Annotated in this window: 14 protein-coding genes; 5 read left to right on the top strand and 9 right to left on the bottom strand. The window is 39.6% G+C overall.

Going from position 1 to position 20977, the window contains the following annotated elements; all coding sequences use genetic code 11:
* Positions 1-7: 7 nt before the first annotated feature.
* Entirely contained in the window at positions 8-1123 is a 1116-nt protein-coding gene (gene yfkAB / locus FZD51_RS03615; RefSeq protein ID WP_148973519.1) for a radical SAM/CxCxxxxC motif protein YfkAB, read from the top strand.
* Between the two features lie 60 nt (positions 1124-1183).
* Complete coding sequence (locus tag FZD51_RS03610; RefSeq protein ID WP_187445617.1) at positions 1184-1498, top strand: hypothetical protein; 315 nt, start codon at positions 1184-1186, stop codon at positions 1496-1498.
* Positions 1499-1542: 44 nt separating this feature from the next.
* On the opposite strand, the gene FZD51_RS03605 is transcribed toward FZD51_RS03610, so the two are convergent.
* Positions 1543-1902, bottom strand: a complete 360-nt coding sequence (locus FZD51_RS03605) for a hypothetical protein (protein ID WP_148973518.1) — start codon at positions 1900-1902, stop codon at positions 1543-1545.
* 303 nt (positions 1903-2205) lie between these two features.
* Between FZD51_RS03605 and FZD51_RS26030 the strand changes: the two genes are divergently transcribed.
* Positions 2206-2370, top strand: coding sequence for a hypothetical protein (locus tag FZD51_RS26030; RefSeq protein ID WP_187445616.1), 165 nt, complete (start codon positions 2206-2208; stop codon positions 2368-2370).
* 110 nt (positions 2371-2480) lie between these two features.
* Here FZD51_RS26030 and FZD51_RS03600 read toward each other — a convergent pair whose 3' ends face one another.
* From FZD51_RS03600 to FZD51_RS03590, 3 genes are all read right to left on the bottom strand, one after another.
* Entirely contained in the window at positions 2481-3641 is a 1161-nt protein-coding gene (locus FZD51_RS03600; RefSeq protein ID WP_148973517.1) for a hypothetical protein, read from the bottom strand.
* A 76-nt stretch (positions 3642-3717) separates the two neighbouring features.
* Positions 3718-4476 carry a hypothetical protein gene (locus FZD51_RS03595; RefSeq protein ID WP_148973516.1) on the bottom strand — a complete coding sequence of 253 codons (759 nt, stop codon included), beginning with the start codon at positions 4474-4476 and terminating at the stop codon, positions 3718-3720.
* 252 nt (positions 4477-4728) lie between these two features.
* Positions 4729-7770, bottom strand: coding sequence for an efflux RND transporter permease subunit (locus FZD51_RS03590; protein WP_148973515.1), 3042 nt, complete (start codon positions 7768-7770; stop codon positions 4729-4731).
* A 129-nt stretch (positions 7771-7899) separates the two neighbouring features.
* On the opposite strand from FZD51_RS03590, the gene FZD51_RS03585 reads away from it, so the two are divergent.
* Positions 7900-8244, top strand: coding sequence for a PadR family transcriptional regulator (locus tag FZD51_RS03585; protein WP_148973514.1), 345 nt, complete (start codon positions 7900-7902; stop codon positions 8242-8244).
* A gap of 4 nt (positions 8245-8248) precedes the next feature.
* Positions 8249-8752, top strand: a complete 504-nt coding sequence (locus FZD51_RS03580; protein WP_148973513.1) for a hypothetical protein — start codon at positions 8249-8251, stop codon at positions 8750-8752.
* Between the two features lie 42 nt (positions 8753-8794).
* Here FZD51_RS03580 and FZD51_RS03575 read toward each other — a convergent pair whose 3' ends face one another.
* The 5 genes from FZD51_RS03575 to FZD51_RS03555 form a co-directional block, all read right to left on the bottom strand.
* Positions 8795-10288 (bottom strand): aldehyde dehydrogenase family protein, encoded by a 1494-nt coding sequence (locus FZD51_RS03575; RefSeq protein ID WP_148973696.1) that lies wholly within the window; start codon positions 10286-10288, stop codon positions 8795-8797.
* A 5-nt stretch (positions 10289-10293) separates the two neighbouring features.
* Positions 10294-11661, bottom strand: a complete 1368-nt coding sequence (gene gabT / locus FZD51_RS03570) for a 4-aminobutyrate--2-oxoglutarate transaminase (protein WP_148973512.1) — start codon at positions 11659-11661, stop codon at positions 10294-10296.
* A 136-nt stretch (positions 11662-11797) separates the two neighbouring features.
* Positions 11798-12001, bottom strand: a complete 204-nt coding sequence (locus tag FZD51_RS03565; RefSeq protein ID WP_148973511.1) for an MbtH family protein — start codon at positions 11999-12001, stop codon at positions 11798-11800.
* Between the two features lie 24 nt (positions 12002-12025).
* Positions 12026-13675: a cyclic peptide export ABC transporter gene (locus FZD51_RS03560; protein WP_148973510.1), complete on the bottom strand. Its 1650-nt coding sequence runs from the start codon at positions 13673-13675 to the stop codon at positions 12026-12028.
* 10 nt (positions 13676-13685) lie between these two features.
* Entirely contained in the window at positions 13686-20969 is a 7284-nt protein-coding gene (locus tag FZD51_RS03555; RefSeq protein WP_148973509.1) for a non-ribosomal peptide synthetase, read from the bottom strand.
* Between the last annotated feature and the right edge of the window lie 8 nt (positions 20970-20977).

Here is a 20977-nt window from a genome sequence, read left to right as displayed (position 1 = left end):
ATACCGCATGATTATTGAAAAAACAAGCATTACACCGAGCCATGATCCATGGGAAGCTTATATGGATATGGAACAATATAACAAGCTGACATTAACCAATATTGAATTTACAACTACAGTTCTCTGCAACATGAGATGCGAGCATTGCGCCGTCGGCTATACACTGCAGCCAAAGGACCCGAATGCCCTGCCCCTCCCCCTGCTGCTGAAGCGCCTTGAGGAAATCCCTGCCCTCCGCTCAATCAGCATCACAGGCGGAGAACCGATGCTTTCAAAAAAATCGGTGGAGAATTATGTGCTGCCACTTCTCAAATATGCATCCGAGCGCGGTGTCCGCACCCAGATGAACAGCAATCTGACACTGGATATGGACAGATACGAGCTGATCGCCCCTTACCTGGATGTGCTGCATATTTCCCATAACTGGGGAACAGAAGAGGACTTCATTGAAGGCGGCTTCGCGATGATGGAGCGGAAGCCGACAAGAGAGCAGCGCGTCAGGCTGTTCCACCGGATGATCGAAAACAGCCGCGCCCTGGTCGATGCCGGTGTCATGGTGTCTGCGGAAACCATGCTCAACAAGCGTACCCTCCCCTATCTGGAAAGCATACATAAACAGATTACTGAGGAAATGAAATGCCAGAGGCATGAGATTCACCCTATGTACCCATCAGATTTTGCTTCATCACTGGAAACTTTGAATCTTGATGAAATCAGGAAGGCAATTCACCACCTCCTTGATGTGAGGGACGAAAACACCTGGATGCTGTTCGGCACCCTGCCGTTTTATCCGTGCAGCACGAGCGACGAGGACCTGGAGCTCCTGAAGCGCTTGTACAGCAGCAAAAATATCACCGTCCGCAATGACCCGGACGGCCGATCCCGGCTCAACGTCAATATCTTCACAGGCGATGTCATCGTAACCGACTTCGGCGACACCCCTGCGCTTGGCAATATCCAGAGGGATGCCCTGCCTGACATCTTTAACAGCTGGCAGGAAACAAAGCTCGCAGCTGAACTCAACTGCCACTGTCCGGCCGTCAAATGCCTTGGCCCGAATGTATTGGTGAAGAACAGTTATTATCAGGATGTTGATTTTCAGAAGAACAGTTCGCGGATATAATGTGGAACTTTTCCAGGAGGCACCCCGTATGAATAGTAAGACAAACTTGGGAGGCCGCTTATGGTTGATCATATAGTTGAAGCATATCTGCTTATTGTCTTCATGATCCCTGTCTATGCCTTACTGCTGTGGACTTATTTTAACGCTGAGGAAAGTATGCTCTGGGGGAAGCGATGGATGTATAGTGAAGAACCTGAAGTTTCCGAAGCTGCAATCCGCTATACTAAATTTGCTTCAGTGTTTATGATGATTGCACTGCCCGTTTTTATATTGCTCATGACACTGGACATCGGCCCTTTCCGATTGGGTGTGGTGATTCTTCCGGTTGTGTTTGTCATTGGGGCATTACGTATTTATACAGATGAGAAGGATTGAAAAAAGCTCAGAGCGCTGTGTTCTGGGCTTTTTTTGTGGAGATATTAAACCTTCGTATCGGTAAACTCAACCCTACAGCTGCCTCTAGTATCAGCACCTATCAGGTTAACGCCATGAAGCCGGCTTGAGGCCGCCGCTGTAAAAGTTTCCTTCCCGCTTTCTTTAAAAGTCTTCCTCCATATCATCTCTCTTCCATCATTCCATTCAATCGTCAGTTCTCCCTCTTCAACCACTGCCTCGCAGGAAATCGTAACCTCGGCTCCCTTTTTGAATGTGAAATTATAAAAATCTGTACCGGTAAAGGTTTTGTAGGACACACTCACACCATTGCCGGACTTTTTGTAGGTGTAGCCCCATTTTTTTGTTGTTTCGAATTTGATGTATTTACTCAGCCATTTTAGCACCGGGTTGCCTGCCTTTCTTTTTTGCAGCAGCCGCTGCAGCTCTTTGGGTTTATTTTACTTGATGCAGCCTCTTTCGTCAGGTCTCTTTGCGGGTTCTAATATGAGTTCTTACACTATTATGTCCTGGTGATTCTTTCTGCTGTAATCCCCGGGCGATCCAAAGATGTGTAATGCTCCTAAATGAAATGTTGATATTATTTCTTTATGAACATTCCCATAGACTGGTAATGATCATGTTGATATTGTAAGAATTTTCTATTATCATTTAGGGTAGATTACTAAACTGAAAGTGGTGTATATAATTTGGAAGAATGGAGAAAATTAATAGAGGATATTAAGGATCAATATTCCCCTGAGGAAGTAAGAAGAATTTTATATGTATATTCTGCTTATCAAATAATTGATAAAGAGTCTCAAGGTGTATTTGCAAACTTATATAATGAAAGTAAAGTAGAGTTAAAAAATTGACTAACTTTGCTCGTTATCCCGAAACGTCCTTAACCAGAGAGTATTTCGAGTAACTGCTTCTATGCCTTTTTCATGTTATGTATTTCCAGGAACCATAGAAGACCTGAATATTACTCCAGGTCTTCAAGCATTACAAAATCATACAAATACATTTTAGTATTAATATTATTCATATTTGGAAAATCATTTATCTTTAGCTCCCCACTTTTTTTCCCATTCGAGAGTGTGTATTGTTCAATTTTTGCAGAATTGTTTTTATGATTTAAAGTAAAGAGATAAAGGTGGCCATTTTGTTGAAACACTTCTAAACTGCCTTCCAGGCTCTTTGCCGGTAAAGAAAATACTTTTGTACCTTCACCTCCCTCTTTTGGTATACGATATACATCACCAAAGCCATCTGCAAAATATAAATGCTCATTATATAGAAAAAAACATCGTTTAAAACTAAATGGAGTTTGCTGATAGAGAGTTTCATCATCATTGGAATATGTTGCAACTTCAGCAGAAAAATGCTCGCCTGACTTTTTGTCTACGGTGACCATTTCTGTTATATTCCTTGTTTGCCTAATAAAGTATATACTCTTCTCATCCGCCTGCAGTTGCCCAAACGTTGTGCTGTTCTCCTTCTTTCCAATCTCCACAATCGTTTTCATCGGCGTGTCCTTCTTAAGCTTAACTTCGCTGAGCACATAACTTTCATCATTTTCACTAGAGGATAGGGTGTATAGACTATCTCTATATATAACAGATGCTTCTATAAAAAATGGAATTGTCCCTTTTTCGAATTCACCGTTTTCCTCCCAATAATAATCAGAACGATAACCTCCAGCCTCTTTGTCATAACCCGAATTAAAAAGTGCGTAAAAGCTATTTCTATTTTCCAGAATGCCAATATGATCGCCAGTGTGCTGGTAGTCCTCTCTCTGTATCTTTTCAAATCCTTCTGCAATTTTATAAAAGTTCTTCTTATCTTCTAAAAGAACTTCATTTTCTTTTATGCCGATGCTGCCCAGCTCCAGCCCCTCCATTTCAAATGAAACAGGAGCACCCTTTTTATTGATGAAAACCGCTATGCTTTTTCCGCCGCCATATGTATCTTGATCCGCTGTGGTTGATAAATACACTGCAGCCTTTTTGTCCTTCAAAAAGTCAACCTTGTCCAGGTCATTTTCACTTGCCTTGCCAGAGTCATTTATAAATAGAAAATACAAACCTGTAAGTAGAAGTAATCCAGCGAATATACCAACCATCAAAGTCAATTTTTTCTTCATACGGAACCCCTTTCTTATTTGGTGTTAACAAGAAAATACACTTATGAGCAATAAGCCATAAGTGTATTCCTTTCTATTAATTGATAGTAGCAATTGTACTAGTGTAAGATGATGCTGTAATATCACGTGGATAGACACCCATTCCACCATTATTATCAATATCAATATTGGCTTTCAGGGTAAATGCAGACCATAACAGCTTCGAGCAATTTTTGTCTCCATCATGCCCTGTCAGTCTATTGGTCGCAAAATTAAATGAATAAGACGAACCTACTTGACTCACTGCCCAGTCGGCAGCATTACTTTTTTGAGTAGAGGTAACATTCACTTTTTGTATGATGCTGTTTTTCTCAACATTCCGCCCATTATATTTAATCTGGCGGACTCCATCACCTGGAACAGCTTCAATTAATTTATCAGAAGCTGAGTACATCCCTACATGTCCATGGTTATAGTAGGCTGTGTAAGAGTCAGTATAATAAATGTTTCCTTTACTGCTCATTGGAAGAGTATAGGAACCAGCGGAACCTCCGAAAACAACAATATCTTTCTTTTCGTTATCATTTTCCTTCGCTATTTTGTCGCCTTCTTCTTTATCACGAATCAATTCAGAGTGTACCATCTTAATAACCTCGTCCTTGGATAGACCTTGAGATTTTGCATAGTCTTGGATGGAGCTTAGAATTTCTTCTTTTGTGGTTCCAGGCTGGAGTTCGACAATTTCATTGAGGTATGTGTTTGTCTCTGAGGGTTTTGCAAAGCTGGAAGGTGAGAATGAGAGTGAAAGTCCTAAAGCGATTGCAATACTTAAACCTGCTTTTCTACTTTTTTTCATACAGTTCATTCCTCCAAATAATATAATTGATAAAAACGATACTTTTATCAATTATAATTTTAGTCTAGATTTATGGACGCCGGTATTGAAAAATAGATGTAATAAAGCAGATGATATTAGTACTTTTCAAGCTGTACTTTTTCAATAAGTTGTTTAAAAGTTATTGGTTGAACTTGTGTACGGCCGAATAAATTTGAAAGTAATTCCTCAAAAATAGAACCCCATACTTCTATACGGGGTTCCTGGCTTTTATCATATCGAATGGTTACTTTTATCTTTAGGAATCGGTTCTTTTTTCTTAATAAAAATCCTCTTAATCTTACTTATGCTATCCTCAAACAGTACATAGACGACTGGCACAAACAACAGAGTCACTAATACTGAGAACGATAATCCAAAGATCAGAGCAATCGCCATTGGCTTTTGATACTGTCCTGCATGCCCGGTTGTGATAGCAAGTGGGATTGCCCCAAAAACCGTTGTTATGAAGGTAATAAAGATTGGCCTGATCCTTTCTTTACAAGCAGCCTTAATGCTTTCGTAACGAGGCATTTTTTCTAGTCTAAGCTGTTTAATTCGATCTATCAACAAGATTCCGTTATTTACTACAATGCCAATCAAAATTAGCATGCCCATGGCAGACAGAAGATTTAACTCCGTCTGGGTAATGAATAGGCCAATTAAGACGCCTGTCAAAGTAAGTGGAATGACAAACATAACAACAATTGGGTGAATGAGACTGTTAAACTGAATGGACATGATGGCGAAGACCAGCAGGAGTGCAAGTACAAGAACGAGATACATTTCTTTTGAATTTTCCTGCTGCTGCTGTATCCCGCCGCCAATGTCAATCGAGTATCCAGGATCTAGTTTATACTGGTTTACTGTTTTTTCTATATCGCTGCTGACTGCCCCCATATCTCTTCCTGCGATGTCTCCAACCACCTGGATCGTTCGTTCTCCATTTTGGTGTTTAATTTCGTATGGAGAAGAAACATCTTCATAAGTAATATATTTACTTAAGGGTTCATCCCCATTAATAGTACTGATCGTAATATCCTCAAGTGTACCTTGTTCATGCAGGTTTGCATCAAATGACAAGTTTACAGGTACCTTTGTGCCTTCATAGGGAACACTGCCTAACGACTCACTGCTGGATAGAAGATCAAGTTCTTCTTTTATGTCTGACGGCGATAGCCGGTCCTCCAATAGATTGGTTCTGTTTATTCGAACCATTTTTTCTGCTTGGCTATTCTCCAATGTACTTGTTAATCCCTGGACACCATCAATTTTAGATAGTTCGGCAATCAGGCCTTCTGTAACAGCCTGAATTTGATCATACTCTGTGCCTTTCACACTGATCTGAATGGGATAGGTAACAGATCCGGAGGCAGTTACAGGATAGTCTTGGGACATTTTTCTTAAGTTTTCATGTATGCTTTTGTTGATTTCGTCTTGCGTCTTGGTGGCTTTATCTTCGGGGGTCATTTTCACATAAATGTACATGCGGTTCCGATCCAGTTTTCGCACATTATAGCCTGCTATATCTGGTGTCTCTGAAAGAAATTCAGATATCCCCTGTGCAACTCTTTCACGGTCTTCTGGGGTAGTATTTTGTTCAAGGCCGACATAAAATTCTGCCTGGCGGTTATAGAAATCCGGAACAAGCGTAACTGGGACAGCAAGAGTTAGCAATAGCGAGCTCGCTGTTACAAGAAGAAATAAGAACATTACACCAAGTTTTCTTTTTGTATTTTTACTCATCCAGTCAATATATCGATTGTATCTGGAAAGAAGCTGATTTTCTTTTTTCACCCCTTCTTTTTTCTTTACCTTTAAGAATTTTTCAGACAGCACTGGTATCAAGGTAAAGGAAATAATAGCAGAAGTGATCTGACTCAGAACAATGACAATGGAAAGGATTTTTGCGAACTCTCCGATTTCTCCACTTATTAGTCCGATTGGAAGAAATACAGTCATTGTAGTCAAAGTAGAAGCTAAGACGGGTGTAAATACTTCCTTTGTTCCTAGGAGTGTGGCTGTCCTGTCATCCAATCCCTGCTCTTTCTTCTTATAGATAGATTCCATAATAACAATGGACGAGTCCACAATCATTCCAAGGGCAATCCCTAGACCCAGAATACTGATCAAGTTAACACTGAGGTCAAATAAGGCCATTAGAAGGAATGTTAAAAGAACAGTGACAGGTATGCTCATGCCGATAATGGCTGTTGCCCCAAAGTTACGGAGAACCAGCAGCAGGACAATAACCACTAGAATGCCACCGTAAATCACGTTCATCTGGAGGCTGCCGATAGAGTCTTTGACAAAGTCGGATTGTACAATGGTTTCTTCCAATGAAAAGCCCTCGACATGTCCTTCTTGCTTGATCTTCTTCAGTTCACTGCGAACAGCGTCCGTCATCTCTGCCTGAGTCACACCATTTGTACGGCCAATTGAAACCCAAACGTAATCAGCACTTCCGTCTCTCCACAATTCTTGATTATTCCGTGTTTCTTCAACCGTTATCTCTGCAATATTATTCAAAAAAACAACACCTTGGCCAGCAGGTATGATGATATCTTTAATTTGCTCCACCGTCTGCAGGCTTGTATCCCATCTTAATGCAGTTTGATCCACATCCTCTATATTTTTCCCAAAAGAAACATTGGAATTATGTTGCTTTAGGATAGTTTCTATATCGTTATATTCTAAATTGTAGCGTTTCATTTGTTCCTGATTTAGCTTTATTTCAACGCTTTTTTCATTTTGTCCGACAACGCGCACCTTCAGAACTTCAGGCAGTGCTTCCAGTCTCGGTTTGAGAGTACTTTCTGCAAATGCTGTCATTGTACTGATATCACCATCATGCAGATCCATGAACATCTCATAAAATTGGGATGTAGTACTTCTGAGTGTTTCCAATTCATTTACCATGGGCAGTTCGCTTTGAATTTCACTCATCGCTTCCTTTAAATGATTGAATGCCTCATCCCCATGATCTTCTTGAAAAGTTACTTTTATTGTACTTAGCCCTTCTGAAGAAGTGGACTCAAAGGAATTGATTCCTTCGATCCCGCCAATCTTCTCTTCAATTGGAAACGTAATCTTCTCTTCTACATCAAGCGCCGGAATATTTTCTGCATAGGCAGATATGGTAGCCGTATCATAGTTGATTTCCGGATAAAATTGATTCTCCAGCTTCTCAATAAAAACAACACTTATAACAATAAGGAGCAGGAGAGAAAAACCAACAATCAGTTTCCTTTCTAACAATAACTTTAACCAGCCCATAGTGTCCCTTCCTTCTAGAAAAAATTTTAAGTTATGTAAATAGTTTACAACAAAACATACTCAAAACAAATATATTTTTCAAATAAATATATATTTGACTGAAGTATATGCATTGAGTATAATGAAATCATGGATAGAATAACGATTGTTAAAGGCAGCCTGGAAATTTGTGTCTTAAGTATTCTGTATAAAAAAAGGAGCTATGGTTATGAAATTATGAAAGAATTAGAGCGTTTTAACATTAAACTGAAAGGAGTAGGAAGTATTTATCCTATACTAACCAGGATCAAAGAGAAAAAGCTTGTAAATGTATCAAAAGAATATGGAGATGATGAAAGGCCAAGGATTTACTATGAACTCAACGAAACAGGAGTTCAGTTTTTAAAGCAAGAACTTAACGAATGGTTTACCATCCAACATGACATACAATCCTTACTTGCCAAAAATGCAGGTAACTTAAAGGAGGAATTCTAGTACCATGAAATCTGGCTTAACCGACCAGGAGCAGCAATATGTCGATCAAATCCTGGATATTCTTAAAAATAACGGAGTCAGTCCATCTTATCGTAACGACGCTAAAATTCAGTTAATCGAACATTTGCATGAAGCACGGTTGCATAATGAAGATTTTTGGCAGGATTTAGGCTCTCCTGAGGAATTTGCTGCTCATTTTATTGATAATGCAGTAACCGAAGAACAGCCCAAATATCAAAAAAATGAACAAACCAGAAGGCCTGTTTCCTTTAAGCAGCCGGTTGCTTTCATTCTTCTGGCAGGTATGTATTATTTGGTGCTTCAATTTCTAACAGTCCTAATATTTACTCCTGTGCTGGCACCCGGAATTGGTATTGAATTTCACTTGTTTAAGGTATCTGGATTTCTGTGGTGGAACCTCTTAGTTAATGGAATCAATGTATTAATCGCTTTGCTGTTAAGCGGGTTAACCCTGAAGCTTCTGAGTAAACGTTATAGATTATCATGAAGTTAGGGGAAAAGGGTGCGTTTTGCACCCTCTTTCACCCTTCTAATTTTTTATCATGCTGCTTAACAAACTCTCTGTATCGATTTGGGCCCGCTGCAGGGTATTACTGTAATCCACATAGATGCTTTTCCACTCACTGAAGGCATCTAATGCTGCCTGCCCGGCTTCTCTTAACCCGTTCCCGGTATTCTTTGTACCACCAAAAGGCAACTGTATCTCTGCTCCAGTAGTGCCATGATTAATGTAAACAATGCCAGTATCAATTCCGCGGATTCCTTTAAAGGACTTGTTTACATTTCCGGTAAATAGTGCCGTAGAAAGACCAAAGGAGCTGCTATTGTTTATATGTAGGGCATGATCAAAGTTGTCCGCTTTGATCAGACAGAGAATGGGCCCAAATATTTCTTCTCTTGCGAGCTGATGATCAGCATTGACTGGTCCTATGATTGTAGGTTTAAAAAAGTGTCCTATTTTTTCTTTAAACCTCTCACCACCACATAGAACAGGAATCCCTTCTTCGTTTGCTAACTTAACATAGGACTCCATTTTTTCAACTGTTTCTTCATTGATTAGAGGGCCTACATTGACACCCGCTTGTCTTCCATCCCCTACATTTAGCTGTTTGGTTCTAAGGAGAAGTTTCTCTAAAAAAACACCGTAAACTTCTCGCTCGACTATAACTCGACTAGCTGATGTACAACGCTGCCCGCTTGTGCCAAAAGCAGCCCAAACTACTCCGTCTGCAGCCAAATCCAAGTTGGCATCATTCAAAACTATAACAGCATTTTTTCCTCCCAGTTCCAGAGATACTCTTTTTAAATGTCTGGCGGCCCGCTCGTAGACTTTTCTTCCTGTTTCAGTTGAGCCTGTAAAAGAAATGTGAGCTACTCTTGAATCTTCCACAAGGACTTCTCCAACCTCTTTTCCTCCAAGAAGAAGATTCACTACTCCTGGTGGAAGACCTGCATCTTCAAAGCACCGGATAAATTCAGTGGCAATCCCACTTGTTTCTGGAGACGGTTTCCACACAACTGTATTTCCAAGAATTAAAGAAGGGAATATTTTCCATGACGGAACAGCAATAGGAAAATTGAATGCACTAATTGCACCAATTACTCCCACAGGTTCGCGGACAGACATGGCCCATTTATGCGGGAGTTCAGATGGTATAGTCTGCCCAAACATTCTGCGCCCTTCCCCGGCCATGTAATATGCCATATCAATAGCTTCTTGCACTTCTCCTTCAGCTTCGATTCTTGTTTTGCCAATCTCCTCTGTTATGATTTTAGCCAGTTCTTTTTTTCTAGCATTTATTAAATCCCCAATTTTATAGAGCAATTCTCCCCTTTTGGGAGCAGGAACCTCTTTCCACCTGTAAAAAGCACTTTGTGCATGCTCAATTGCCTCTAATATATTCTCTTGCGAAGACATCTCCCCATAGGAGATTTGCTCTAATGTTGCAGGATTGTAGTTAACTATGGTGCGGCCACTTGTTCCTTGTTTCCATTGTCCGTTGATATAATTCTTACAATTCATCATCCCTATACACCTGACATGGCCATTTTTTTCGAATAGAAATTCTCAGTTACTTCTAACACTGACTCTTCAATGATATCTAAAGCCTCAGCCAGCTCCTCTTTTGAAATGACCAAAGGCACTAGAAAACGGATGACGTTATTATAAAGGCCCGCTTTAAAAAGAATGACTCCTTTATGCAGGCATTTCTGAATAATCTCCATGGTTTCAGAGTCTGCCGGCTCCAGTGTTTCGTGATCTCTTACTAGCTCAAACGCCAGCATTGCTCCTGCACCGCGAATATCTCCAATGAGGATCGATTGCTCTTTCAATCTAGTAACCTTTTCGAGTAACTGTCTCCCGATTATCTGAGCTTTCTCTCCAAGCCTTTCTTCTTCGTAAATATCCAGGACTGCCAATCCAGCAGCACAAGAAATTGGATTCCCAACAAATGTTCCTCCAACAGCTCCATCTCCGGCTGAGTCCATAACGCTTTTTTTACCAATAACAGCTGATAAAGGAAGTCCCCCAGCAATGGATTTGCCAAGAGTGATAATATCGGGTTCAATGCCAAAATAATCCGATCCTAAGAACTCTCCAGTACGGCCATAGCCTGTCTGTACTTCATCAGCAATAAAAATGATTCCCGTTTCATTACAGATTTTTTGAACAGCTTTCAAATAGCCTGCTGGTGGAGTAATAAATCCTGCCTCCCCTTGGATAGGTTCAATGATGAGGGCAGCCACCTCACTTGGAGGAATTTGAGTAATAAACAAGTTCATCAGTGATTCAATGGCCTGTTTTGAAACCTCTTCCTCATCGTTTGCTCCATTCCAGCGATAGGGATTAGGAAAAGGGATTCTATAAATATCGTTAAAAAATGGGCCCATGTTCTCCTTATAAGGCTTAACCTTACTTGTCAGTGAAAGGGATAACATTGTCCTCCCATGAAATGCCCCGTCAAAGCATATAATTCCCCTTTTCCCAGTTGATTTTCTGGCAATCTTTATCGCATTTTCCACAGCTTCAGTCCCCGAGTTGAAAAAGGCAGCTCTCTTACGCTCTTTTCCAGGCATCATCTTGCATAGACGATCTGCAAGCTCTATATATGATTCATAAGGTATAACCGTAAAGTCGGTATGGGTAAATCGCTCTACCTCTTTCTGAATAGTCTGAATAACTTTCGGATGACTGTGCCCAACATTTAGGCAGCCCACCCCTCCTGCCATATCCAAAAAGACATTTCCGTCCATATCCCATACACGTGCTCCTTTTGCATAATCTACAATCGAGGGAACAAAGGTCCCAAATGCACGGGCCACCGATCCTTGTTTTTCCAAAATTTTTAGCGATTTAGGTCCCGGAAGATCTGTTTTGATTTTTGCAAAAGCCATTATATCGCTCCTTATATACTGTTTTTCAGCCAATCCAATATTCACTATGCTGGAGTCGCTGTTTTCAACTCAAATTTTAGAAGCTATAAAAATCTTAGGAATAAGCTTCGCACTCTTTAATCTGAACTCAAGGTTGTTATTTTTGGGATGACATTGCTTTACGCAGACTAAGAGGCCTCATATCTGTCCACACTTTTTCAATTTGCTGAAGACATGCCTCTTTTTCTCCTACCGTACCTTCTTCTGTCCAGCCAGCTGGCGTTTTTTTGTGTGCCGGCCAGATAGAGTACTGTTCTTCATGGTTAAAAACAACTTTGTATAAAATCGATTCTTGTTTCATCTTTTTCACCTCCTTCAAAGAAATTTAGTATTCAGCCACCAGATGTTTAGAGTGGTTAGACTCTTGACGTTCATCACTCACAATCTGTCCGTAGTCTACAATAATCATTCTTTCAGCCAGATGGAAATACTGGTCATCATGAGAAATGACTAGGATGGTCTTTCCGCGTTCCTTGAGATCCTGAAGAAGTTGTGTATAGAACACTTGCTTAAAGATAGGGTCTTGATCGGCGGCCCACTCATCAAATACATAAAAGGGTCTATCTTCTAGATAAGCGGTCAACAGGGCAAGCCTTTTCCTTTGTCCTTGTGAAAGTTTTGTTGTGGATAACTTGCCATCCTCAATTTTCACTTTATGATCCAGCTGCAAGAGCTTTAAGTAATATTGTGCTGTCTCTTCTTGTTTTTCTAAGTCTACCCCCAATAAATTATCAAAAAGGTAAAAATCGCTGAAGACGACGGAGAAGAGCTGCCTGTAATAATCTAAGTCCTGATTTCTTATTTCTTTATTATCAAGGAAGATTGAACCGGATTCCGGTTGATACAAACCGGTAATCATTTTGGCAAGTGTTGTTTTACCGCTCCCATTTCCGCCAACTAGAAAGACCAATTCTCCTGGTGTAAAGGTTAGACTCTCTATCTTAAGTGTAAAATTCAGATCTTCTTTTTCCCTGTAATATTGGTGGGTGAGCCCGATAAGCGCCAGCTTCTCATAGCTTGTTCTTTCCAGGTTTTCTTCAGTTAGTACAGAATCTTCAGAAGCCAGGCTGAGGCTGTCTATTTTCTTTAGTGAAATATTTGCTCTTCCGAAGTTTGGCATTATGTTAAGGATAGTAATGAGCGGCGTCATCATATACAGAATCGCCAATGTATAACCCACCAGGACATCAGAACTGGCTGGGCTGAAGGCTGGACCCAGAAAAAGAACAAACCCTATAAAGAAGAGAAATAGCAGCTGTCCCCAATTACCTGCAAATGTATAGAGCGTCATCCCTCTAACCGTACTTTGATAAACCCCATGTACTGTAGGTGTCAATTCATTTTGAAAAAAACTGATTCTTCTTTTCTTATTAGTCTTAAGCTCTTTTGTACCTTGTGTCAGAGCATTAAAGTGATTGAAAAGCTCGTCTTGCTTCTCTCTAGCTTGGATCAAATATTTATTAGCGAACTTCATCATTAGCTGGTAACTTAAGAAAGCTGCCAGCATAAATCCAAAACCTATTCCCAAAACCGGTAAAGAAAGATAGCCCATATAACCAAGACATCCTATGACGATTACCAAGTTGGTTATAAGCATAGGGCTGACACTAACCGCATTCATGATGGCAGCAACGTCATCTGTAAGAGTGGCCAGTAATCTATGGGAGCCTTTCTCTTCAAGCCCTCTCAAAGGAGTTGAAAGAATCCTTTTACTTAGATCAAGTCTTAATTCAATGATAGAACCCTGTGCCAGGCGTATTAATAGATAGCCTGACACTAGACTGCTCAGCAGCATCGTTATACACAGACCTGAAAACCCTAAAACGACTTGGAGTGTTCCTGGATTATCCATCATAAGGATATTATTAACCAAAGCAATTACCAGAGTTCCACTAACACCAGAGATAATCCCGGCAGCAATGGCAAGTATCACATTTGTTTTTGAGACACTGAACAAAAATTTAAATATTTTCATTTTCTTCAACTCACCTCATCAGTTCTATATTGGATGTTTTCAATCTGCTTAGAAAAGCCTTTATATGAGGAGTTGATAGATCAGTATCATTTTCTGCTGCGGTGTTAATTACAACCTCGCCCTCTGTCATCCTTGTCCATAAGCTAGGTTCCACGGTAACAGGAGATATCACGTGCAAATTCGCTTTGACCTTATAATCAAAACATCTCTTCCAGAATTGCTGTTTAAGATTGATATTAGCCTTCTCGAGCAGGAACATATTATATAGATCTTCAGGGCTAACCTCTGTACTTATAACCTTTTCCAGTAAGAGAATCTCCCATAATATTTCCCAAATATCCCCTTCTGGCAGTTCGTACAAATTTCGTGTATTTTTAGAGAAAGACAATAAACTTTCAATGAATTTCTCTTTTTCATTGTTAGGACAATCTGTATCTGAAACGGTATCCATATTAGGGAATACTAGGATATCGAGTTCTTCTCCACTTTCCTCAAGATGTTTTGCAATCTCCAGGGCAAGCAGTAGACCTGTTGAATGAGCGCATATTCTGTAAGGTCCTCTTGGCTGATGCTTTTTAAGCTCTTCAGTGAAAAGTTTGCCCGTTATTTTCAAGTTTTCCAGATCAAACTGTTGTAACCAATGCTCATTCGAAAGCTCGTTCATTCTGTCTATATTTTCTTCTGCACCACTTACTATTGATGGTGGTTGAATAGCTATAAATCGATATTCTGATGCAACTTCCTCTATAATATCTAAAGCTTGAGGAATTGGATAAGTAGCATATACTGCTTCCATTTCTGGAATAATGAAAATCGTATCCCCTCTTTCTGTTAATTCTGTGAGCCATTCACCTTGCATGCTATGGAGCTCCCCTTTTGCCAATGCATGAACCTTACCTATAATGGTGGATTGCATTACTATCTCTTCCAGAATCTCATGAATAGTTGGTTTTTCATAAATGAGATCAATTGGAATTTTTTGCCCCAGAACCTTTTCCGCTTGGCCCATTAGGTGTACAACATTTAAAGAATTTCCGCCAAGCTCAAAGAAATCCTCATTGATGCCGACTTGATCCAGTCCGAGAACCTGTTGATAGATGGCAGCCAACTTTCTTTCCAGGATAGTTGAGGGTGGTTTAATGTCTCGTTCTTCTCTTTCCAAGAGCGGAATAGGAAGCTTTTTACGATCAAGCTTTCCATTTGGATTAACCGGCAGCTCTTCCATTAATACAATTCTTTCAGGCACCATATACCGCGGCAGTGCTTTTCTCATAATCTTTTTTGCATTATTTTCAGTAATTTGATCTTTATTCTTAGGAATTATATAGGCTATCAAGACTCCATCAGGAGAATGATCGTCTTTCTGATAGGTTACGATCCCATCCTCAAATTCATTCTGCTCTCTTATGATCGACTCGATTTCACTTAGCTCTATTCTTAAACCTCTCATTTTTACTTGGTTATCTTTCCGGCTTATATATTCAATTTCTCCATCAGGAGTATACCGGGCTATGTCACCAGTTTTGTATAAACGCTCTCCTTTAATTGAATATGGATCAGGAATAAAACTATCAGCTGTCAATGCACGTTTTCCATGGTAAGCAGCTGCTAAACCAATTCCTCCGATATAGATTTCAGCTGCTGCGCCAATTCCAACCGGTTGCATGTTTTGATCTAAGATGTATATTTTTGTATTGGCCATAGGCTTGCCAATTCGAATTATGTCTTGTTCTTTAGTACAGGAAAAAGAAGTAACCTCCACTGAAGCTTCTGTTGGTCCGTATTGGTTGAAAAGCTTAGCATCAAACATTTGATAAAATGCATTTTTTACTTGTGGAGTTAAAGGTTCCCCGCTGCACATTACTCTGTTAATTGAAGTTATTGCGGACACTTCAGGTGTCTTTAGAAATTCTTGCAGCATAGTTGGCACAAAGAACAGAGTAGTAACTTTGTGTGTTTGAATTAGTTCAGCAAGATACCGGCTATCTTTATGGCCCTCTGGCCCGGCAAGTACTAAGGCTCCGCCAGTGCAAAGTGTGCTGAATATTTCAAATACAGAATAGTCAAAGCTAAGTGGAGTTTTGTGCAGCCCTACTTCATCCTTGGTAATCCCATAATGTTTTTGCATCCATAGTATCCGATTTACAACTCCGCGATGTTCCACTATCGTTCCTTTTGGTCTTCCGGTCGATCCTGATGTATATATCATGTATGCGATGGCCGGGACAGACCTTTCCGGATTAACAGGTGATATAGAGTCATTCAGGACGTCTTCAACATTGATACAATTGTCAGTCATCTCTTCCAGATCCTTCAAACGTTTTCGTGTGGTAAGAGTAGCTGCCACTGTTGAGTCTGTAAGCATATACCTGATTCTTTCTTCAGGATAAGACGTATCTAATGGAACATAAGCACAACCTGACTTTAATATACCAACCAGCGCAGCTATCATTTCTGCTGAACGGTCCATATAGATTCCCACTAAATTATTTCTAATGTCTTTACTCTGAAGGAAAGCAGCGACTTTATCACTAGCTTGGTTTAACCATTCATAACTATATTCTTCTGTACCTTCTATTAAAGCCAATCTGCTGCCATCCTGATTTTGGATCAGTTCATGAAGGCCCAGTTCTTCATCCTCGTACTTCTCATGGTTGGAGTTCCAATCAGATATAACTTTTTCATATATCTGTTCTGGCAGGTAAGAGTGTTCAGTATGCTGTACAATTGGATTTTCCGCTATTGCCTCCAGAATATTGCGATAAATCCTTTCAATCATATCCATTTGCATCTCAGTAAAAGTACTTTCATCATATGCAAGCGTCAAACGAATTTCATAATCTGGCGGGTGATTCGAAAAAGTGACCATCAGCTTGAAGTGGGTATCATTTGCTGAATGACTGTTATAATCTAAGACTTGTATCTTATCTGAAGTCATTAACGGCTCCATCGAATGGAAGTACACATAGTTAAAGGCTGTATCAAAAAGGGCAGTTTGATTGATATGTCGCTGGATTTCCGGTAATGGCAACCTTCTATAGGGCATAATCCTCTGTTCTATCCCGAAAGTTGCCGATATATGATCCAACCAGCTCCCTGGTGATACTTGTTGTCTAAATGGCAGTGTATTAATAAAAAGGCCTTTCACTTTTTCTCCGTCTTTTTTCTCCATTCTCCCATTAGAGACCATCCCTGTTAGCACATCACTTTGTCCTGTTATGGATTGAAGTGCTTTTATGTGTGATGCCAGTAAAATGCTTTTGACAGGCATCTTGTATTCCTCAGAAATCTTTTTTAGGTTTCTTGAGGTAGAGTGTGAAAGTTCTATAATTCTTCTACGAACCTTAAAAGGGGTTTTTTGTCTCCTTTTTTCTTCAAAGATAGGAAGGTTTAGTACTTGGCACTCTTCCAGGAAACCCTTCCAGAATTGAATATGCTCTTCACTCTCCATGGCTTTCCGTTCAAGAAAAATAAAATCTTTATAATCAATTTCTAACTTACTCGCATTTTGTAAATGCGTTCCTTCAAGTAATTGAAAATATGTCTCGAAGATATCAGCCAATGTTGAAGTAAGACTCCACCCGTCAAAGATAAGGTGACACTCCGTTAAGCTAAACTGAAATGTATCGTCCGTTCGCTGATGGACAAAGAAGCGGAGCAAGCCAGGTTTACTCAAATCGAATCTATTCATTTTTTCCTGCTGCACATACTGGTCAATAATTGCTTCTTGTTCCTGATAACTAAGATTCCTTATATCCATGTACTTGACAGGAAGCTCGGCTTCAGAGTGGACCAGTTGTACAGGGACAAGAAAGTTCCTTAAGTCGAAGGATGTGCGAAGCATAATGTTATTTTTGGTTATTATGCTCACAGCTTCCATAAACAAGGCGTAATTAAACTTTCCTTTAAGCAGGATGCTGTCAATATTATGATAAAGAGGCTGGTCTGGATACTGCTCCATGTGAAAGAACATACCCTCTTGAACTTTTGCTAATGGATAAGCATCTTCTATTCCCTTAGGTATGTGAGTTCGTTGATTTATGGGAATAAGGGCAAAAGGTTCTAAAGCAGAATGGCTGTTTATATTTCGCCCTGGCTCTGACAATAAACTAACAAGGTCTTCAATGGTTTGGTTCTGAAATAGGTCTTCCAATGTAAGCAGGTATCCTAACTCCTCTGCCTTTGATATCACTTTTAAACAGCGAATACTATCGCCGCCAAGTGAAAAAAAGTTATCTTGGAGGTATACCTGGTCTTTGTTCAATACTTGCTGCCAAATTTCAGCGAGTGTCTTTTCTGTTTTTGTTACTGGCTGTTTACCTCTTTCTGCTTCATTCTCTTCACAAATCTTCAGCAGCGAAGTTTTATCTGCTTTTCCGTTCGCAGTTACCGGAATTGACTCCACTGAATGTAAATGTGCAGGAAACATGTATCTTGGAAGGCCTTGCAGCAAGCTCTTTCTTAATTCTTTAAGATCCTTTTGGTCATTGCCCTCATTAAAGACAATAAAAGCTGCAAGCTCCTTTTCATTATTTTTATTTATTTTGACTGCTAACTCGCAATCCCTTACAGAAGGAACACTTGATATAAAGCTTTTAATTTCTCCGAGTTCAATGCGGTGCCCTTTTATCTTTACCTGATCGTCTATCCTGCCACTATATTCAATATCTCCACCTGGGAGAAATCTGCCAACATCACCGGTACGGTATAGACGGCCACCATCTGCAGTAAAAGGATTCGGGACAAAGCGTTCAGCAGTTAAGGCATACCTTTCGTGATATCCGTGCGCGAGGCCATCACCGCTAACATATATTTCCCCTTTTACTCCAATAGGAACGGGCTCAAATTCTTCATTTAAAATGTTGATATTAAGATCATTTAAAGGTGTGCCTATTAAACTCTTAGAAACATTTCGTGTATCATTTGCACTAACCTCTCTCCAGGTAACATGTACAGTAGTCTCTGTAATACCATACATATTAATAATCTGTGTCTTATCGCCAAACATCTCAAACCAGCTCGTTAAATCATCAAAGCTTAATGCCTCACCACCAAATATGATGTATTTTAAGTTGGTTTTAATTGGGGTATTTTTAAATTCATTTAATAACTCCTTAAAAGCCGAAGGAGTTTGATTCAAAACTGTTACGTCTTGTTGAATCAACAACTCTTTGAATTCACTAGGGTTTCTTCTCACATTGGAAGGGACTATTATTAGTTTTCCTCCATAGAATAATGCTCCCCAGATTTCCCAAACTGTAAAATCAAATGCGAGCGAATGAAAGAGTGTCCATACATCACTCTCCAAAAACGTAAAATGCTCTTCAGCACTATGGAAAAGTCTCCTGACATTATGATGGGTATTTAAAACACCTTTAGGTTTTCCCGTTGATCCTGACGTGTATATAATATAAGCTACCTGGTCTGGATGGACTTCTAGGAGTGATCCTGCACTCCCTTCCATATTCCAAGGATCTTCTTCCCAAATAATCGATCTACATTTTTCTCCAATATCCAAATTGCCTTTGTATTTAGTTTGGGTGAGAAGAATGTCACACTTTGAATCATTTATGATATATCGTAGTCTGCTTTCGGGTTGTTCCGGATCTAATGGTATGTAGATACCCCCGGCTTTTAAAACAGCCAGTATACTGACTATGTAAGGAATGGACCGATCCAAATGCAAAGCAACCTTTGCTTCATTTTGAACTCCATTTTTTATAAGGTAATTAGCTAATTTATTGCTTTGTTGTTCGAGTTGAGCATAAGTGATTCTCTCATCTCCGCAAATCACAGCTGTCTGGTGGGGGTACTTCATTGCTTGTTCAATAAATTTCCCTTGAATATTCCCTGTCTTAGAAAAGAAGGTTTGTTTCTCAACCAATGAACTCTTATTCAAATCAGCAGCAGCACTTATTTCAGCCAAGTGCCTGTTGGGGCTCTGAACCATTTCCGACAGTATCAGAATATAACTAGTAATCATTCGATCAATAGTTGAATCATCAAAAGCTGTACTGTATTCGAAGAAAGCATCTATTCTATCAGGTGTATCGAGTATTGAGAGGGAAAGATCAAACTTGCTTGTATGTGTTTCGACTTCATAAGGAAGAAAATCACAACCATCCAAATGAAACGATACTTTTTCTTTTTGCTGGTAAACAAACATTGTCTGAAAAATCGGATTGCTATTCAGGTCCCTAGCGGCACTTAACAGGTCTACTAGCTTATCAAACGGAAATTCTTCATGATTCTGTCCTAATCGAATTGTTTCTGAGATTTCCTGGATAAATTCTATAGACTCCTGCTGAGTATCTATAAGAGCTTTCAGCGGAATTGTATTTGTTATACACCCGATTAGTTTTTCAATATCCATATGCTGGCGATTAGCTACGGGAACTCCCAGAATTAGCTCCTTCTGGTTCGTGTATTTATATAGAAACACATAGTAGGCAGCTATAAAAATCGTAAAGGAAGAAACCTTGTACTTTTTTGATATCTCCTTAATAGCGGTAATTATTGATTTTTCTATTTCAAACCTTTTTATATTTCCCTGTGCTCTTTTAAATTTATCGACAATATTATCTGTCGGGAGCATTAGTGTAGTAACAGTATCTCCCAGCTGCTCTCTCCAATATGCTGACTGAGTTTCTAGTTCCCCGTTATCAAATCTATCACGTTGCCACTGTGCGTAGTCTGCATATTGTATATCTAACTTCTCAGACCATTCCGCTTCAGTATAAAAGGTTACAAATTCCTCCATAAGGATTCCTGTAGACCATCCATCAAATACAATGTGATGAAAAACTAAAAGAAGAATATGATTTTCTTCAGAAATCTTGTAAAGCTTTATTCTAAATAACGGTCCTTCAGCAAGGTTAAAGGGAGTTGCTGCTTCTTTGTTAATCACTTTCTTCGCTCTTCTTTCCTTTTCTTGCCCTGTTGCCCCTTCTATGTTATTCACAGGAATTTTCACTTCCCTATAAGGGGTGATAGATTGAAGAGGCATTCCATGTTCGTTTTTATAATGTGCCCTTAGGACTTCATGCTTTTGAACGATACTGTTTAACGCTTCTTCTAATTTCAATATATTTATAGGTCCTAATATTCTCATGGCTAGTGGAACATTATAAGTCGCGCTTGAAGCATTCATCTCTTCAGCAAACCACATTCTTTCCTGGGCATAAGATAAAGGGTATTCACTTGTATTCTCACGTTTCGGGATATTGTTTTCAGCTTTTAACCCCATCTCCCTCTTCAATCTTTTTAATATTTCAAGTTCTTTTCCCAGATTCAAGATTTAGC

This window comes from Bacillus infantis (assembly GCF_008180445.1).
GTDB classification, from domain to species: Bacteria; Bacillota; Bacilli; order Bacillales; family Cytobacillaceae; genus Bacillus_AB; species Bacillus_AB infantis_B.
The sequence above is the reverse complement of the archived record's forward strand: the minus strand, read 5'-3'. Positions and strand labels throughout refer to the sequence as shown.

Bases quoted from the DNA above. Each gene is read 5' to 3' on its own strand.
- FZD51_RS03560 (WP_148973510.1), bottom strand. From the start codon at position 13,675: ATGAAAATATTTAAATTTTTGTTCAGTGTCTCAAAAACAAATGTGATA.
- FZD51_RS03590 (WP_148973515.1), bottom strand. From the start codon at position 7,770: ATGGGCTGGTTAAAGTTATTGTTAGAAAGGAAACTGATTGTTGGTTTT.
- FZD51_RS03600 (WP_148973517.1), bottom strand. From the start codon at position 3,641: ATGAAGAAAAAATTGACTTTGATGGTTGGTATATTCGCTGGATTACTT.
- FZD51_RS03610 (WP_187445617.1), top strand. From the start codon at position 1,184: ATGGTTGATCATATAGTTGAAGCATATCTGCTTATTGTCTTCATGATC.
- FZD51_RS03580 (WP_148973513.1), top strand. From the start codon at position 8,249: ATGAAATCTGGCTTAACCGACCAGGAGCAGCAATATGTCGATCAAATC.
- gabT (WP_148973512.1), bottom strand. From the start codon at position 11,661: ATGGCTTTTGCAAAAATCAAAACAGATCTTCCGGGACCTAAATCGCTA.
- FZD51_RS03585 (WP_148973514.1), top strand. From the start codon at position 7,900: ATGGATAGAATAACGATTGTTAAAGGCAGCCTGGAAATTTGTGTCTTA.
- FZD51_RS03565 (WP_148973511.1), bottom strand. From the start codon at position 12,001: ATGAAACAAGAATCGATTTTATACAAAGTTGTTTTTAACCATGAAGAA.
- FZD51_RS03575 (WP_148973696.1), bottom strand. From the start codon at position 10,288: ATGAATTGTAAGAATTATATCAACGGACAATGGAAACAAGGAACAAGT.
- yfkAB (WP_148973519.1), top strand. From the start codon at position 8: ATGATTATTGAAAAAACAAGCATTACACCGAGCCATGATCCATGGGAA.
- FZD51_RS03595 (WP_148973516.1), bottom strand. From the start codon at position 4,476: ATGAAAAAAAGTAGAAAAGCAGGTTTAAGTATTGCAATCGCTTTAGGA.